This is a genomic window from Arthrobacter sp. 10T425, assembly GCF_056393985.1.
Window position 1 is genome coordinate 437853 of the sequence record NZ_JBFTGZ010000001.1, and the last position, 16352, is coordinate 454204.

General features: G+C 66.1%; 20 protein-coding genes and 1 pseudogene. 7 read left to right on the forward strand and 14 right to left on the reverse strand.

Going from position 1 to position 16352, the window contains the following annotated elements; genetic code table 11:
* Positions 1–78: 78 nt before the first annotated feature.
* Entirely contained in the window at positions 79–666 is a 588-nt protein-coding gene (locus tag AC1DDH_RS02145) for a hypothetical protein (RefSeq protein ID WP_476954744.1), read from the reverse strand.
* 332 nt (positions 667–998) lie between these two features.
* On the opposite strand from AC1DDH_RS02145, the gene AC1DDH_RS02150 reads away from it, so the two are divergent.
* Complete coding sequence (locus tag AC1DDH_RS02150; RefSeq protein WP_476930965.1) at positions 999–1577, forward strand: histidine phosphatase family protein; 579 nt, start codon at positions 999–1001, stop codon at positions 1575–1577.
* Positions 1578–1586: 9 nt separating this feature from the next.
* Here the strand turns inward: AC1DDH_RS02150 and AC1DDH_RS02155 are convergent, their stop codons facing one another.
* Positions 1587–2486, reverse strand: coding sequence for a C2 family cysteine protease (locus AC1DDH_RS02155; protein ID WP_476870840.1), 900 nt, complete (start codon positions 2484–2486; stop codon positions 1587–1589).
* Between the two features lie 266 nt (positions 2487–2752).
* On the opposite strand from AC1DDH_RS02155, the gene AC1DDH_RS02160 reads away from it, so the two are divergent.
* From AC1DDH_RS02160 to AC1DDH_RS02180, 5 genes are all read left to right on the forward strand, one after another.
* Positions 2753–3475, forward strand: a complete 723-nt coding sequence (locus tag AC1DDH_RS02160; RefSeq protein WP_476954745.1) for a DNA alkylation repair protein — start codon at positions 2753–2755, stop codon at positions 3473–3475.
* A 120-nt stretch (positions 3476–3595) separates the two neighbouring features.
* A complete protein-coding gene (locus AC1DDH_RS02165; protein ID WP_476849190.1) occupies positions 3596–4084 on the forward strand; it encodes a histidine kinase in 489 nt (162 codons plus the stop codon).
* A gap of 77 nt (positions 4085–4161) precedes the next feature.
* On the forward strand, positions 4162–5007 hold the full coding sequence (locus AC1DDH_RS02170) for a DUF4097 family beta strand repeat-containing protein (protein WP_476855831.1): 846 nt from the start codon (positions 4162–4164) through the stop codon (positions 5005–5007).
* A 32-nt stretch (positions 5008–5039) separates the two neighbouring features.
* The gene (locus tag AC1DDH_RS02175; protein ID WP_476954746.1) at positions 5040–5984 is read left to right on the forward strand and encodes an ATP-binding cassette domain-containing protein; all 945 of its coding nucleotides are present in this window, start codon (positions 5040–5042) and stop codon (positions 5982–5984) included.
* A complete protein-coding gene (locus tag AC1DDH_RS02180; protein ID WP_476954747.1) occupies positions 5981–6817 on the forward strand; it encodes an ABC transporter permease in 837 nt (278 codons plus the stop codon). The genes AC1DDH_RS02175 and AC1DDH_RS02180 overlap by 4 nt, the downstream gene beginning before the upstream one ends.
* A gap of 203 nt (positions 6818–7020) precedes the next feature.
* Here AC1DDH_RS02180 and AC1DDH_RS02185 read toward each other — a convergent pair whose 3' ends face one another.
* The 10 genes and pseudogenes from AC1DDH_RS02185 to AC1DDH_RS02230 all read right to left on the reverse strand — a co-directional run bounded on the left by AC1DDH_RS02185 (position 7021) and on the right by AC1DDH_RS02230 (position 14734).
* Positions 7021–8058 (reverse strand): LLM class flavin-dependent oxidoreductase, encoded by a 1038-nt coding sequence (locus AC1DDH_RS02185; protein WP_476954748.1) that lies wholly within the window; start codon positions 8056–8058, stop codon positions 7021–7023.
* A gap of 86 nt (positions 8059–8144) precedes the next feature.
* Positions 8145–8447: a hypothetical protein gene (locus AC1DDH_RS02190; RefSeq protein ID WP_476954749.1), complete on the reverse strand. Its 303-nt coding sequence runs from the start codon at positions 8445–8447 to the stop codon at positions 8145–8147.
* A gap of 411 nt (positions 8448–8858) precedes the next feature.
* A complete protein-coding gene (locus tag AC1DDH_RS02195) occupies positions 8859–9797 on the reverse strand; it encodes an NmrA family NAD(P)-binding protein (protein ID WP_476954750.1) in 939 nt (312 codons plus the stop codon).
* A gap of 146 nt (positions 9798–9943) precedes the next feature.
* Positions 9944–10324: a hypothetical protein gene (locus AC1DDH_RS02200; protein WP_476855836.1), complete on the reverse strand. Its 381-nt coding sequence runs from the start codon at positions 10322–10324 to the stop codon at positions 9944–9946.
* A gap of 6 nt (positions 10325–10330) precedes the next feature.
* The gene (locus tag AC1DDH_RS02205) at positions 10331–10648 is read right to left on the reverse strand and encodes a hypothetical protein (protein ID WP_476849183.1); all 318 of its coding nucleotides are present in this window, start codon (positions 10646–10648) and stop codon (positions 10331–10333) included.
* Positions 10649–10692: 44 nt separating this feature from the next.
* Positions 10693–11991, reverse strand: a complete 1299-nt coding sequence (locus AC1DDH_RS02210) for a Y-family DNA polymerase (RefSeq protein WP_476849182.1) — start codon at positions 11989–11991, stop codon at positions 10693–10695.
* A gap of 8 nt (positions 11992–11999) precedes the next feature.
* Positions 12000–12431 carry a LexA family protein gene (locus tag AC1DDH_RS02215; RefSeq protein WP_476855837.1) on the reverse strand — a complete coding sequence of 144 codons (432 nt, stop codon included), beginning with the start codon at positions 12429–12431 and terminating at the stop codon, positions 12000–12002.
* 259 nt (positions 12432–12690) lie between these two features.
* A complete protein-coding gene (locus tag AC1DDH_RS02220; RefSeq protein ID WP_476954751.1) occupies positions 12691–13458 on the reverse strand; it encodes an SCO1664 family protein in 768 nt (255 codons plus the stop codon).
* A complete protein-coding gene (locus tag AC1DDH_RS02225) occupies positions 13458–14018 on the reverse strand; it encodes a DUF3090 domain-containing protein (RefSeq protein WP_230009113.1) in 561 nt (186 codons plus the stop codon). Before AC1DDH_RS02225 ends, AC1DDH_RS02220 begins: the two co-directional genes overlap by 1 nt.
* Before the next feature lie 24 nt (positions 14019–14042).
* Positions 14043–14734 (reverse strand): annotated as a pseudogene (locus AC1DDH_RS02230) (histidine phosphatase family protein).
* Between the two features lie 203 nt (positions 14735–14937).
* On the opposite strand from AC1DDH_RS02230, the gene AC1DDH_RS02235 reads away from it, so the two are divergent.
* On the forward strand, positions 14938–15042 hold the full coding sequence (locus AC1DDH_RS02235) for a dihydrofolate reductase family protein (RefSeq protein ID WP_476870931.1): 105 nt from the start codon (positions 14938–14940) through the stop codon (positions 15040–15042).
* An 86-nt stretch (positions 15043–15128) separates the two neighbouring features.
* On the opposite strand, the gene AC1DDH_RS02240 is transcribed toward AC1DDH_RS02235, so the two are convergent.
* Together AC1DDH_RS02240 and AC1DDH_RS02245 are read right to left on the reverse strand one after the other, a co-directional pair.
* Positions 15129–15719: a dihydrofolate reductase family protein gene (locus AC1DDH_RS02240; RefSeq protein ID WP_476870828.1), complete on the reverse strand. Its 591-nt coding sequence runs from the start codon at positions 15717–15719 to the stop codon at positions 15129–15131.
* A 442-nt stretch (positions 15720–16161) separates the two neighbouring features.
* On the reverse strand, positions 16162–16352 hold a 191-nt coding region (locus AC1DDH_RS02245; RefSeq protein ID WP_476954752.1), incomplete at its 5' end, for an amidohydrolase family protein.

The following is a 16352-nucleotide window of genomic DNA, read 5'->3' on the forward strand; positions in this document are numbered from 1 at the left end:
CCGTGCAGCTCGACTTAGTCTCCGGACACCTTGCCGACTCCCATAGTGATTGGCAGCGGCCGGCCGCGCTCCGGCCGGCTAAGCCCATGCCTTGGCAACCAGGTCTCCTGCAGGACCGAGAATGAAGTCCACATTGAGGGATGCGCTGGGCCCCTCACCCATAGAGATCTTCTCGTCGAAAGACCCAAAGGTTGCCGGCAAGAAGTACCCCACGTTGTCCCAGTAATACTGGAAGACACACAGGAGGGGATCTTCGATCGTATCCAGGTCCTCCCCAAGGCGGTACACAACAATGGCCTTCTGGCGGACCTCTTGCGAATTCGAGCACCAGGGCAGAATCAGCCCTCCCGCATTAGCCGTATTTCCAGGCGGAATCTCATCCGTGTCCCTTGGAATGATCCCCACGGGATCGCCCGGGCCAAAGAGGGGATTCCACTCAAGGTCCTCGTAGAACAGGTTCACGCCCACATCGGCTGGCTGTCCCGGCAGACGGGTTCGGTTGGTGAGCCTTTCCAGGCCCGAATTCCACAGTAGTGGTCCTCTGCGGTCCTGGGCACCGTACGAAACCTTCTTCCGCGACGCGGAAATGGACGCCCCCGCCGCGTCTTTGGCGGCCCTGGCCGCAGTTACCGTCTTGGGGCCTTGGGCCGGTTGCTCGAGATCCATCCTTACTTCTCCTGTCCAAGAGGTGACCGGAGCGCTCCCGTTGGTGACCGCAAGCGGCTCCGCCGGGGAGGGGCTCAAGGGATGCAATATGCTCCGCCGTGCAGCGGTTGTTGCGGCATGAGGGCTCCGTCCGGACGGTTATCGGCCATCTGAGGAATGACTCTCGTGTGAACTTTGCGTCCGGTGCTTGCCATGCGTCAAGGGACTATGCGAAGTGGCGGTGTATTGTGATCGCTTTTTGCCGCTCTTTGCCGATGACGAGGATGCTCGCGGCGGCTCCCAGACTGGCGCCTCTGTCATCGCCAGCCTGCCGTCAGGGCAGAATGGAAGGCATGACCTCTACGACGTTCGCCCTCATCCGCCATGGCCAGACGGACTGGAATGCACAGCGCCGGTTGCAGGGATCCACCGACATTCCCCTGAACGACGTCGGCCGCGGCCAGGCTCGCGACGCCGTCGCCGTCCTGTCCGGCTATGAATGGGACGCGATCGTGTCCTCGCCGCTGAGCCGTGCCGCTGAAACCGCCGATCTCATCGCCGCCGGGCTCGGCCTCAGCGTGGCCCGGCGCGTGCCGGAGCTCGCCGAGCGCAGCTTCGGACCCGCGGAGGGCCTTCAGGACGGCCCTGAACTGGACGCACTGCGCATCCCCAACGGGTTCCGCGGCGCAGAAAGCGAGGACGAGGCCGCCGGCCGAGGGTTGGCCGCGCTTGAGGCGCTGGCCGAGGAGTTCCGTGGCCGCCGCGTCCTGGCAGTCGCCCATGGCACGCTCCTGCGCGTGAGTCTCAGCCGCGCCATCGGCCGCACCCTGGAAAGCATCGACAACGCCGTGCTCAACCTGGCCCACCACCATGCCGTCGACGGCTGGCAGCTCGAATACTTCAACGGCGAGCGGGCCATGGCTGCCGTTTAGGGCTGCCGCTCAAGGATATGTTGGTATCGCGATGTACTGGTTGATGTTCGTTGACTGGAAGGTCGCAAAAGCCAGCGTGGTGTGGCCACCCTCCGGGTCACCTACCACAACCGTTTGGTCGGAGGGATTCAGACCCAGCAATGCGTAGGAATGGTCGGAGACCAGCTCGCCGTCGGAGTTGGACGTCCCAAAGGTCACGAGGCCTTTCGTGAAATCCTGCTGCATCTGCTCAAAGCTCACTCCCGTCATGGGGCCGCCGGGGTTGCGGTCGACGCCCACTTCGCCGGTGATGGCATAGAGAGCATTGTGTACATCATGATCCTGGGCGTTGCTGAGGTCGGTGCCATCGATGCCGTTGTAGCTGTTGCCGTTCGCGGCCGCCCACCCTTTCTCGATAATCGCGGCCCATGACACGTTTTTGCCATCGATATTTTCGATGCCGTTTTCGAAGGGCTTGCCGCGGCGGTACGGAAGATCACCGTTGACCGTGACCGTCACCGGATTGGACACCCCGTCGTACTTGCTGTGGAAGGAAATGGTGTAGGTGCCGTTGCCGTTGTCATGGACCATGTTCAAGACGGTCGCAGGGGCCCGGGACGCCACTGTCATCAACGCTGCGAGGAAATAGCAATCGCCGGCGTCACCCTGCTTGATATTCGTCAAGTCTCCGGAGAGATCCGGGTTTCCGGAATCATCAAGCGCAAACAGAACCTGATTCGGGACCTTCTGGAAAGCCGCACGTCCCGATACCGAAGGATTACTCACCGGGGCCCCGGACGCTCCCGGAGGCGTCGTGACCGGTGACCGGGTAGTCACGATCCACGCAATTCCAAGAATTACCATCACCGCCACCACTGAGAAAATGACGGCGGCGCGAATTTTTGCCGGCCTGGATCCTGCACGTTCCATGTTCCGAGCCCTCCCGTCCTGCGGGGTTCCAGCCCCGCAACGGCACCGCCGCGGCAACCTTCCGGGGGCTGCCGCCGTCGGGTCTCTCCCGGTTGATCAATTCATCAGCTGATCAACAGCTTGCCGCAGGCAACCAGTCTGGGGCAAGGGGCAGCGGGCGATTCACAGGTGAGCACCGGACGCTCACCGGCGTGCGCGGCAACGGTGCAGTCGTCTGTTTTCGTCGCCAAGCCGCTTATTGCCGCGGGCGGCCGAACCGCCGACGTATGCTGAATCGCACAAGCAACGGACAGGAGGCCGAGGTGGCCCAGACGACGGAAACCGGAACGACGGCGGCCGAGGTGATGGCCGAGCTGGCCGACCTCGAGGACCCGAGGATCCGGGACGTGAACGCCAAGCACGGTGACGACCACGGGGTGAACCTCGGCAAGCTGCGGGCCTTGGCCAAGCGGCTCAAGACGCAGCAGGAGCTGGCCGGTGAGCTGTGGGGGACCGGTGATACCGCGGCGCGGCTCCTGGCGCTCCTGATCTGCCGTCCGAAGGCGTTCGATCGTGATGAGTTGGACGTCATGTTGCGCCAGGCGCACACTCCCAAGGTGCGGGACTGGCTCGTCAACTATGTGGTGAAGAAGAACCCGCATGCCGAGGAACTGCGCGTGGCCTGGTTCGCCGATCCGGACCCGCTGGTGGCAAGTGCCGGCTGGGCGCTGACTACCGACCGCGTTGCCAAGAAGCCGGAGGGCCTCGACCTGCCAGGACTGCTCGACATCATCGAGGCGCAGATGAAGGACGCCCCGGACCGCTTGCAGTGGGCGATGAACCACTGCCTGGCCCAGATCGGGATTGAGCACCCCGCACACCGCGCCCGCGCAATCGGCATCGGCGAGCGCCTCGAGGTGCTCAAGGATTACCCGACGCCGCCGAACTGCACCTCTCCGTTCGCGCCGATCTGGATCGCCGAAATGGTGAACCGACAGGACGCCAACTAGGACTCAGGGCGGGGGCCTTTCACCCGTACTCACCCTCATCGAGCCGCCGCACCAACCTGCGGATCACCCGTGACACCACGAAGGCTTGACGTGACACCACTGTGGTGTCACTATGGTGGCATGGAACTCGGACAATACGTCAACGACCTACAGCGGCAGCTAGTGGATGCCGCGGAGAACGGCTCGGAGGACACCCGCGCCGTGGCCGAGCGGCTCGCCGCCGGACTGGACGCCGCGACCCGGCTCGTGCTCCTCGACGTTCTCTCGGCTGCGGTCGGCGAGATCACCCGCGACCTCGCACCCGGATCAGTCGACATGCGGCTGCGCGGACGCGACGTCGAGTTCGTGGTGACCCAGCCGAACCCGGAATCTGACACCGACGAGCGGCCGGCCGCACCCCTCGACCTCGACGACGCGAGCACCTCGCGCACGACGCTCCGCCTGCCGGATGCCCTCAAGACGCGGGTGGACGAGGCCGCGGCCGCTGACGGCCTGTCCGTCAACACCTGGCTGGTCCGCGCGGTCGCAGCCGCTCTCCAGCCCAAGCAGCGACGATCCGCGCAGCGCACGCTGCGCACCGGCGACAACTTCGCCGGCTGGGCGCGCTAAACCGCCCACCGCACCACACCCACCAACCACGCGGACCCGCGGGGTCGATCAAACACACCCAAAAGGAAGGCGCCAGCATGCCCACCTACGACACCCCCACCCCCATCGACCTCGCCATCAAACTGCAGGTCGGCGCGATCGAAATCATCGCCACTGACCGTGACGACACGGTCGTGACCGTCTCGCCGACGAACCCCGCGAAGGCAGTCGACCGCCGGGGCGCGGAAGAGACCAAAATCGACGTCGACGGCCAGCGGCTCATCATCACCGGCCCCCGGCCCCGCATCAGCTGGATCGGCCCAACCGAGTCGGTCGATGTGAAGGTCGAGCTGCCTGCCGGGTCGCGGCTCACCGCCGAGATCGGGGTCGGCGGCGTGCGCGCCGTCGGACGCCTCGGCGCAACCCGGATCAAGAGTTCGATGGGCCGCGTTGATCTCGACTCCACCGGCGACCTGTGGCTGCGCGCCTCGCACGGCAACGCGACCCTCGGCACCGCCGAGGGCGGGATCGAGATCACGGCCGACCACGGTCAGATCCGGATCGGCAAAGTCACCGGCGACGCGATCCTCAAGGCGTCGCACGGCACCATCCTGATCGGGGAGTCCGGCGGCGACCTGGAAGCGAAGCTCTCCTACGGCGACCTCGAGATCTCGAAGGCACTCGGCTCTGTCGCGGCGAAGACCGCCTACGGCAGCATCCAGCTCGCAGAGGTCTCGAGTGGTTCCATCCAGGTCGAGAGCGGCTTCGGCCAGGTCACCATCGGCGTGCGGCCCGGCGTTCCCGCCTGGCTCGATCTGTCCTCGAAAGAGGGGCACGTCCGCAACCAGCTGGACAGCGACCGCGCTCCGGACGCGTCCGAACAGACCGTCGCAGTGCGTGCACGCACCCAGCACGGCGACATCAGCATTCAGCGCGCTCAATGACTCCGGGCCACCAACAGAAGGGAACCAAGCACATGAACACGCCAGCAATCGACGTCCGCGGGCTGCGGAAGTCCTACGGCGCAAAGGCCGTGCTCGACGACGTCGACCTCACCGTGGACGCGGGCACCGTCACCGCGCTGCTCGGCCCGAACGGCGCCGGCAAGACGACGACCGTGCACATCGCGTCCACCCTGGTGCGGCCCGACGGCGGCACGGCACTGGTGAACGGATGCGACGTCGTGCGCGACCCTGACGGCGTCCGCGCCGCGATCGGCCTCACCGGCCAGTTCTCCGCGGTGGACAAGCTGCTCACCGGCGAGGAGAACCTGCTGCTGATGGCCCGGCTGCGCCATCTTGGAGCGAAGCGCTCGAAGGCCCGGGTGGCCGAGCTGCTTGAGCAGTTCGACCTCGTCGAGGCCGCCCGTAAGCCGCTCGCCACCTACTCGGGTGGGATGCAGCGCCGCCTCGACCTCGCCATGACCCTCGTCTCGGCGCCCAGCGTCATCTTCCTGGACGAGCCCACCACGGGCCTGGACCCGCGCAGCCGCCACACCATGTGGGACATTGTCCGCAGCCTGGTCGCGGACGGCACCACCGTGCTGCTCACCACCCAGTACCTGGACGAGGCGGACGAACTCGCGGACCGCATTGCGGTGCTCGACGGCGGCCGGCTCGTGGCCGAGGGGACGCCGGACGAGCTCAAGCGCCTGGTGCCCGGCGGACATATCCGGCTCCGGTTCGCCGACGCCGGGCGGCTCGACGCCGCCTCCCGCCTGCTCGGCGAGTCCGCCCGCGACGACGCCGGGCTCTCGCTCACCGTGCCGAGCGACGGCGGTGTCGGCGCGCTGCGGACCGTGCTGGACCGCCTCGACACGGCCAACCTGGAGGTCGACGACCTCAGCATCCACACCCCGGACCTCGATGACGTGTTTTTCGCGCTCACCGGCCGGGTCGAGACGAAGGGAACCGAATTATGACCACCATCGCCGCCAAGCGCCGGACGGCCCCGGGCACCCGCCAGCAAGCGCACGTCATTGCCGACTCGCTGACGATGCTGCGCCGCAACCTGCTGCACATGCTGCGCTATCCGGGCCTGTCGGTGTTCACCATCGTGGGGCCGGTAGTCCTGCTGCTGTTTTTCGTGTTCGTGTTCGGCGGCACGCTCGGGGCCGGCCTGCCCGGCGCGGATCCGTCCGGCGGGCGCGAGGCGTATGTCGCCTACGTCATGCCGGGCATCCTGCTGTTGACCATCGCCGGCAGCGCAGGCGGCATCGCGACGACCGTGTCGATGGACATGACCGAGGGCATCACCGCGCGGTTCCGGACGATGGCGATCTCGCGGGCCGCGGTGCTCGCCGGGCACGTGCTTGGCAATACCATCCAGGCGATTATCGCCGTCGTGCTTGTGCTCGGCGTCGGCCTCCTGATTGGCTTCCGCCCGACCGCCGGGTTTGTCGAATGGATCTCCGCCGCAGGTCTGATCGTGCTCATCGCGTACGCGATCAGCTGGCTCGGGGTGGCCATGGGCATGCAGGCGAAGTCGGCCGAGACCGCCAGCAACCTGCCCCTCGTGCTGACCTTCCTGCCCTTCCTCAGCAGCGGCTTTGTGCCGACCGAGTCGATGCCGGAATGGCTGCAGTGGTTCGCGCAGTACCAGCCGTTCACGCCGTTCATCGAGGCCATCCGCGGGCTGCTGCTCGGTACCCCGCTCGGCTGGAGCCCGGTGCTGGCAATCGGGTGGTGCGTCGTGATTGTGGTCGCCGGGTACGCCTGGTCGATGGCGATCTACGAGCGCAAGTCGGTGCGCTGAGCCCGGGTGCCCCCGTACCGGCGGGCGGTCGCGAGCGCATCGCGGCCGCCCGCCCTGTGCTTCAGCCGAGGTGGCGTTCGGCGTCAAGGCTGCCGCGCGGGTGAGTGCCGGCCGGACCGGCGTCGTCGCCGTCGCTCTGGCGTTGCAAGGCTGGATCCCGCAAGTGTCGACGGCGCGGTGCCCGGGGAATCTGTCACGAGGGGTCAGCGCCAGCCGAGCTGCGGCGCCACATACTTCAGGATCGACTCGATGACGTGGGCGTTGTAGTCGACACCGAGCTGGTTCGGGACCGTGAGGAGCAGGGTGTCTGCCGCGGCGATCGCCTCGTCCTCGGCCAGCTTCGCGGCCAGCTCGTCCGGGGCACCGGCGTAGGAGCGGCCAAAGACCGCGCGCGTTTTCTCGTCGATGTTGCCCACCTGGTCGGAGCTGTGGCGGTCGCGGGCGAAGTATTGCCAGTCGCGCTCGTCCGTCAGCGCGAAGATGCTGCGGCTGACCGAGACGCGCGGCTCCCGCTCGTGCCCCGCCTCCTTCCAGGCCTGCCGGTAGAGCTCGATCTGCTCGGCCTGCTGGACGTGGAAGGGCTTGCCGCTCTCATCATCCTTGAGCGTGGAGCTCTGCAGGTTCATGCCGAGCTTCGCCGCCCAGATGGCCGTGGCGTTCGAGCCGGAGCCCCACCAGATGCGCTCGCGCAGGCCCCTCGATTGCGGCTCCACGCGCAGCAGGCCCGGAGGGTTCGGGAACATCGGGCGGGGGTTCGGCGCCGCAAAGCCCTTGCCAGTGAGCACCTCGAGCAGACGCTCGGCGTGCCTGCGGCCCATGTCGGCGTCCGACTCGCCCTCGGCGGGGGCGAAGCCGAAGTAACGCCATCCGTCGATGACCTGCTCGGGTGAACCCCTGCTGATGCCCAGCTGCAGCCGGCCGCCCGCGATCAGGTCGGCCGCGCCAGCGTCTTCTGCCATGTAGAGCGGGTTCTCGTAGCGCATGTCGATCACGCCGGTGCCGATCTCGATGCGGCTTGTCCGGGCCCCGATCGCGGCGAGCAGCGGGAACGGGGAGGCGTATTGCTGCGCGAAGTGGTGGACTCGGAAGTAGGCGCCGTCCGCACCCAGCTCCTCGGCCGCGACCGCGAGGTCGATCGCCTGCAACAGCGCGTCCGACGCGGTGCGCGTGCCGGAATCCGGGTGGTCGGTCCAGTGGCCGAAGGACAGGAATCCGATGTTCTTCACACCGGAAACGAACATGGTGGCGGCGGTTCTTATTCCCGCGGGCCCTCAGCCTCGCACCCCTCCCGCGGCACGCCTGGCGCCCCTTAGGCGGGACCGGGGGATCAGCCGGCCGAGTAGGGGGTCCGGAAGAGGGTGATTCCCCATTCCGGGTTGTGCAGCACGATTCCAGTCTCCCGCTGTGCAAACTGAAACGGAGCCTGAAGGTATCGTTTCATCCGCGCCTGTTCCTGGTCCCACGGGAAGTTGCACGTGCCCAGGGAACTTTCCAGTGTCCCCACATCCGGCGTGATCGTTTCGCCGGCAATGCTGACCGTGACCGCATACGAAGCGCAGGGGATACGCACGGACATCACCGTGCGGCCGCCAACGCTGCCGAACCGTACCGCGTAATCGCCGGAGCTCATTCCCGGATCACGGGGCACAGAAGCCGGCGTCATGGAACCGGATGTGAAGTACTGGCACTCCAGCGCTCCATTGCCTACGACTTTCTCTGCACGCTGTGGCCGGCATTCATCTAAACCGTGCCCGGGGGCAGGCGGAATCGGCGGAGCCGGGGCGAGGGTCATGCCTGGTGACAGTCCGGCGCCCGTCGATGGTGCGGCCGTGGCGGCGGGCGGTTTGGTGACGGTTTGCTCGCCTGCCGACGTGCTGAGTGGGAAAGTTGACGCGCAGGCCGCGGTTAGCGCGACGACGGCGAGGCATACTACGGACAGCAGTGTCGGCGTCGTGTGCAATCCATAACGAGCGGGTCCCCCGGGCGCGGCCATGATCCGAACCCTAGGGGTTCGGGGCTTGTCCGTGCAACAACCCCCAGGCTAGGGGACCGGGGCCGGTGAGCTCTGCTGAACGTGCTGGTCCAGGACGTCCCGGGCGGTGGTCCACGTCCGGCTCCCGTACCGGTCGTTGCTGACGTAGTTCAGGGTCGCGTCGCCGCTGAACATGCTGGCGAAGTACTGCATGCCCTGCCACGGCGGGAACGGCTTGTCAGAGGCCGGCATGAGGGCTTTGACGACCCGGCTCATAGCAGTCAAGGAGCCGACGCTGCCCGCGTAGAGGAGCCCGAATTGCGTTCCGGTCAGGTCGGACATGGTGGCTGCCAGGGTCCTTGCCGTGACCTGGTCTCCGGCGATCTGAAGGACGCGGGGCGCCCGCTCGTCGAGGGCGGCGGCGGCGGTGTAGGAGGCAGTGTCATCCTTCGTGGTGAAGTCGAGCACCTGGTCGGCGTCGGACCAGAAGAGCACCCGACGCCGGGAGAACAGGATCATGGGAGCCTGCCCGGAGAGCATGTCGGTGAAGGCGCCATTGAGGATGGAAGTGGCCCGGATTTCGGTGGCATCCAGCCGCTGTGCAAAGTCTCGGCGGAACTGTAAGTTCCGGTTGGTTCGGGGGCGGATTCCGCGGTAATCGATGGAGTAATCGGAAGGGATGAAACGCGGTACGCCCACCGCGGCCGCCGCCTCCAGCAAGCGCGATTGGGCGTCGAAAATTGCGCTGTCCACGCCGTTGATCGCGGAGACTACGCAGTCAACATCCGCGCAGGCCCTTCGGAGGGCCACCGGATCGTCGTAGCCCGCCTGGATCACTTCGACGCCTTGGGCGCGGAGCTGCGCAATGCGCTCCGTGCTGGTCCCAGGCCGTGTCAGGACCCGAACGGTGGCCCCCAGGGCGACCAAATTCTGCAGGATACGCCCGCCGAGATCGCCGGTGGCGCCGGCCAGAAGGACAGTGCCCGGAGTGGGAGTCGTCGGGATCATGGTTCGCACCTCAAGTGTCGGGCGGAAAGGGATGGTGGGCTAAAGACTACCAACGGCAGGGCAGCTGCGATTCCCGCGTGTGACTCAATGCATCCCGGGCCGGACTGATCAGCGGAACCGTTGGACGTCGGTTCGCGGGTCGGCCTCTACTGCCAGCGGTGGGATTCCAGCGCGCGAAACAGGGGAGCGCGGCCGCTTTTCAGATGGTCAACGGGGCGGGACCCGCCGAGTTCCCGGCAGGGTGTAACCATCCAGGCCGTGAAGTAGTTGTGCGGAACCTTCAGTTCTATGGCGCGCTGGAAGAGGTCGACGACGGTCGGGTGGAGGTGGCCGCCGGCGACGAATTGGAATCCCGGGCAGAACGTGCCGTCGTCGATGAAGACGCGGACGAGCTGCTGCATTACAGGGTCGGGGTCGTCCATCAGTTCGGCGAGGCGGCGGCGGACCTGTTCCAGGGCGGGCAGCGTGAATTCTTCCCTGATCCCCGCCCAGATCTGGTCGTTGATCGGCTGACGGTTCAGTGTCACCGTTGCCTAGCCGCCGTCGCTGATGTCGTCCAGGAGCCACTGGACGGAGCGTGGATTCCGGCGCAGCGTGAAGGTGCGCAGCGCTGAATTAGCCCCCAGCCGGGCCTCGACGCGCCAGTATTCGGTACCGGCCGGGTTGGCGCCAGCGGCGGCCGTGCATCGGGTGCCCCGCCCGGCGTCACCGCCGATCCAGTGCCGGGATTCGGTGGCCGGATCGACAAGCCAGATCCGTCCGTCGTGCCGGATGGCAAGGGGCTTGCCTGCCGGGTCGAGCCGGACTTGAAGGTCAAGGGTTCGTGTGGGGTTTTCGGTGCTGAGGGTCATGGGGGTGGTCTTTCGTGGTGCGGTGCTGCGGGGGCGTGTTGGCGTTAGGCGGCTTTGACGAGGGGGAGTTCGTCCCAATGGGTGGTGTAGCGGGGGGAGAGCATGTCCCGTTTCATGGTCCAGTCCGGCCCGCCCCGTATGCCGGCGTGGCCGAGGCCGATGGAGCCGCGCCCGTATCGGCGGGTCACATCTTCCAGGAGGGTTCCGATGTGGCGTTCCTCGTGCGGATTTTGGAACAGGGCCAGCGGTGCCTGGTTGCCGGTGGGCCGCAGGTCGGTGACCATGATGCCGGCCCGGGCGTATTTGATGCCTTCCTGGATGTGGGGCAGGAGGGCGTGGGCGGCCCGGGTGAGCAGGACGGGATCGGCGGTGGGCATCGGCAGCGGCACGCACACCGAGGGGTAGGAGGTGTCGTTCGGGTTGAAGTGCGAGGTGCCGGCGAAGGCGGTGAGGACCTTGGCCTGGAGGCTGTATTTGGCCAGCCGTGCCGATGCCTGCTGGCCGTAGACGGACAGGACCTGCCGCATGCCGGCGGCGGTGGTGATGGGGGTGGCGAAGGAGCGCGAGAAGATGAGCTGGTCCCGGCCGATCCGTTCTTCCTCCATCGGGATGCACGGCGTGCCCTGCAGCTCCAGGACGGTGCGCATCATGACCACGGAGAAGCGGTCCCGGATCATCACCGGGTCGGCCCGGGACAGGTCAAGGATGGACTGAAGCCCTAAGGCGTTGAGGCGTTTGGTCAGGCGCGTCGCGACGCCCCAGATTTCGATCACAGACAGCCGGCCCATCAGCGCTTCTCTGGTGGCGGCGGGCACGGAGTCCCAGTGGCAGACCCCGTCGAAGGCCGGGTTGTGCTTTGCCCATTTGTTGGCCAGTTTCGCGAGGGTCTTGGTCCCGGCGATCCCGACGCAGACCGGAACCCCCACGTTGCGCCGCACGGCTGCCTTCATGGTCTGGCCCAGGACCAGCAGGTCCTCCGGCGCGCCTTTGACGCCCAGGAAGGCCTCGTCGATGCTGTAAACCTCCAACCAAGCGCTGTAGCGGCCCAGCAGTTCCATCACCCGGGCGCTGATGTCCCCGTAAAGCTCGTAGTTGCTCGAGAGGGCAACAAGTCCCCACTCCTTCGCCCGCGGGGCGAGTTTGAACCATGGTTCACCGAGGCCGATGCCGAGAGCCTTGGCTTCCGGGGACCGGGTGACGGCGCACCCGTCGTTGTTGGACAGTACGACGACGGGCCGGCCTTCGAGGGACGGGTCGAATGCCCGCTCGGCCGAGGCGTAGAAGCAGTTCACATCCACGTGCGCGATCTGCGGCATCCGCCGCATCGGGGAGGGCTTAGACATGGTGTGCCTCAAACATGGTGCAGGCAGCGGGTCGCGACGCCCCAGATGACCAGATCCGACAGGGACGGAACGCGGATGTCCGGGTAGGACGGATTCTCCGCCTGCAGCACGACGCCGGCGGCCGTGATCCGCAGCCGCTTGATGGTCAATTCTCCGTCCAGGACGGCTATGACTACGGACCCGTCCTTGGGTTCCACGGCCCGGTTGACGATCAGTTCATCCCCGTCGCTGATGCCGGCGCGTTCCATCGAGTCTCCGGAGACCCGCACGACGTACGTGCTGGTGATGTCCTTGATCAGATGCTCGTTCAGGTCAATCCGCCCATCAAAGTAGTCCTGCGCCGGCGATGGATACCCGGCCGCGACGGGGACCGGAGAGATCAGCACCGACAGCAACGACATGCCCGCGTCTATCACGCGGGGACCGACAACAACGCCCACAACACACCCTTATTCGAATATATGTTCGATACATTCAGTGTAGCCGGATGGGCCGACAAAAGTTGGACTCTGCCCATATCCCTCGGCTGCGTGGGCAGCGCGGTTTCTCCTCAACATCGCAACACCTGACTGAAGGGGTGCTGTATATGGAACGCTCGGCGCGTCGTCTGCGGAAGGTGGGGCCTGCGGGCTTGGTTGAGCGTAGGCGCTGTTATCGGCGTTTGGGCAGCCAACTTTTGACAGTTGAGCCGTGATTCCCTTAGAACAGCGGCCAGGGCACCGCCGACATCTCACCGCTCGGAGCCGGAAACCGCCCGGCCAAGCGCAACCGTGCGCAGCGCGCGGCGAGCGATGCGATTTCTTCGGCGCTGAGCAAGTCCGCCAGGTTTCGGCCCAGCCCACCGTGCAGTCCTTCGCTGACACGATCGATGCCGTCGCGTTCCTCGGCGGTCAGAGCGTCTCCCAGCCATCCCCACAGCACCGTGCGCAGCTTGTGGTCACGGTGAAAGGTGAGCCCATGGTCCACGCCGTGCCGGTGTCCGTCCGTCATGGCAAGAATGTGGTCGCCTTTGCGGTCGGCGTTGTTGACGACCATGTCGAACACCGCCATGCGTCTGAGCGCCGGCGAGTCTTCGTGCACGAGGGCGACCATCCTTCCGTTCTCATCCCGTCCCTCGAGAACGTGTTTCCAGCCCGTCTCCGGAACCTGGTCCGTCGCGACCAGGTTCACGGCGCTTTGGGCGGGGTCTTGCTCCTGCCAGAGCTGCACCATTCCTTCGCCCATCGGACCATCGCGCAGCCAGGTGTGCGGCACGACGTCCCAGCCTAAGACTTGCGAGACCAGGTAGGCGGCCACCTCCCGGTGAGCCAGGGTGCCGTGGGGAAAATCCCACAGCGGACTTTCGCCTGCTATCGGCTTATAGACGACCACCATGTCGCCGATGCTGCCCAGAAATGTAGCGTTTGAAGCCGTCGTGATGCGGCCGGTGAGCGTCAGCTCGGCGGTCGCTAGGTCCGGCGCTGGCATCAGACCTCGGGAAGGGTGCAGATGTGCCCGTCGGCGTCTATGGGGTAACCGCAGAGCGGGCACGTCGGACGCCCGGCGCCCACGATCTCACGGGTGCGCTTGGCGAATGCGCGGGCGGTGCCGACCGGCATGCGCACCAGCAGCATTTCGGGCTCGTTGGCGCCGTCCTCATCAAGCGATTCGTCGTTGTCATCAGCATCAGCATCGACGTCGGTGATGGGGTAGGCCTCAATTACGACCTGGGCCGTGGTTGGGTCCCAACCTAAGCTCATGGCGCCGGTGCGAAACTGCTCCTGAACGGCCTCGAGCTGGTCATTGTCGACAAGTTCAATGGGAGTGCTCGCGGGAATGCTGAAGGGGTTGCCCTCGACGGTGATGAGCTGGTCGAGAATTTCGTCGATCTTCTCCGCGAGCAGAGCCGACTGCTGCTTCTCCAGGGCAATACTCACGATCTGCGTCCCTGCGCGCACCTGCAGGTAGAACGTGCGCGCCCCTGGAAGGCCAATGGTGCCGACGACGATTCGATCAGGCCAGGCAAACTCGTGAACACGTGTAGGCATGTCAGTATTTTAGGCACATGAGGTTCATGGCGCCTTTTGCCCTGCACCGCCGCCCACCGGCGCATCGCCAGAGTGGATGCCGTTCGACAGCCACGACAGGTCACCCGCGTCGGTGTTGGTCGCGTAGACGCTCGGCCGACTGGCGCCGTAGCGCACGATCGATACGGAGGCGGGGCCCACGTTAATACGCTGGAACAGGTCAAGGTGCATGCCGAGCGCGTCGGCGAGGATTGACTTGATGATGTCGCCGTGACTTACTGCCACCCACACGGCCCCTGGCCGTACTCGGCTTCGAAGGCTGCATCGTGGCGTCGAATCGCTGCCACCGACCGAGCCTGCATCGCGGCCATGGATTCACCGCCGGGAAAGACGACGGCGGACGGTTGCGACTGCACAACCGGCCACAAATCCTCGGTCGCGAGATCACTGAGCGTGCGGCCCTGCCACTGGCCGTAATCGCACTCGGTGAGATCGAGATCGACCGGCGCGTACGGCGTGCCAGCCTGGCGATCGAGGATGAGCTGGGCGGTCTGCTGACAACGCTCAAGAGGGCTCGACACCACCCCGACTGCGGGCACGGCCGCGAGCCGGTCTCCGGTCAGAGCCGCCTGGTCGCGCCCGATCTGGTCCAGGCTGACGCCGACGGCCCGACCGGCCAGCAGTCCAGTGGCATTGGCTGTGGTGCGGCCGTGCCGCACGAGAATAACTGTCGCCATCCACCCAGCCTAACCACCCGATCGACGGCGGTGTGCACCGTACCGGGTCGCGCCTTATCAGTTCGTCTTTTCGCGGACCCTCACGCAGGCGGGCTGGAATACCACGGTGATTCACGACGTCGTTCCTGAACAGATCGCGAAACTGAAGGTGCGGCCCGGGGGGCGAGATCGCCCGTGGCGGCGCCGATTTGGCCTCCACACTCATGCGGCATGGGGTGGTCGACGAGTTTCGAATTCTCGTCCATCCCGTGGTCCTGGGGCAGGGGAGGCCGCTGTTTGAGGCCCCCGGATGTCCGGATGAACCTTAGGCCCGAGGGCACGCGGACGTCCGGCAACGGCGTGGTCTTGCTCCGCTCCTCGGGGGACGGCTTCTAAGGGCATACCCTTTGGCCTGTCAGCGGATTACCCGATAGCGCACGTGGGTAACGAGGCGGGAACCGCTGACGTCCGTCGGCTCAAGCTTGAGGTCCGTCACGCCGTCCAGCAGCCGCTCACCCGCTCCCAGGACTATGGGCGCAATGTGGAGCCGCAGCTCGTCGATCAGCCCCGCCGAAAGGAATTGTCGGGCGGTCTGTGCTCCTCCGGCTATGGCCACGTCCTTGCCGCCAGCGGCCTTCCGCGCCTGGGCCAACGCCGATTCGATCCCATCGGCCACGAAGTTGAACGTTGTGCCGCCCTCCATCTCCAAGGGCTCACGGGGGTGATGGGTGAGAACGAACACAGGTGCGTGATAGGGCGGTTCCTCACCCCACCATCCCCGCCACTGCTCATCCCATGCCCCGGGACCGGCGTACATGTTCCGGCCCATGATGTAGGCGCCGGCGGCGAGGATGCCGTCGAGCTCGGCTGCGTTGGACTCGGCTTCTTCGAACATCCACCTGTGGAGGAGTTCTCCGCCCCGCCCCAGGGGTTCCGTCATGCTTTGGTTTGGGCCCGCAACGAATCCGTCGAGGGAAATAGTCAGATCGCATGTGACACTGCTCATGCGCCCATCATGCCAGCACTCGGCGGTTCGGGTCAGGCGGTGTGCCCAGTGGCTGTCATTGTCCTGCCGCCCATACGTGAGGAACACTGACGCCGGCGACTCGGCGAGCTCCAGCAGCGCTCGCCGTTGCGTATCAGCGACGGGCGTCTCTTACGCCGGAGGTGCGCGAAACCTTGTGAATGTCGCATGCTGGGGCGCTGGCTCCGACATCGTCAATTCATGCGGCCTCTCCGTCGATTCACTCCCGCTCGCTACGCCGATGGCCTTGAGTCCTGGACGTTCCTCGATCTCGCCGGCAACGGACAGCGGCATGCTGCGCCAGGCCGCTGGGGAGAGCGCCAGACGAGCACGGTCCCGCTGCGAAAAACGGCGTCGAGCCATAGAGACAGGAAGGTCTCCACCGAACCCCGCCTGCCAGGGAGCGCAACGCGCACAATGTGAACTAAGTCTGCTCAGGCCTCAGCCGGGGAAAAAGCGCCTCGGCATTGCCGCGGTCTATCGCCGCGCGCACGGAGGGGTCCAGCGGATAATTTTCATACTCCATATTCAGGAAATCGATCGCCGCAGAGGGTGCGAACGGGAAGTCAGTTCCGTATGTGATGCGGCCCGGGTCAGCTACCTCAAGCAGGCTGG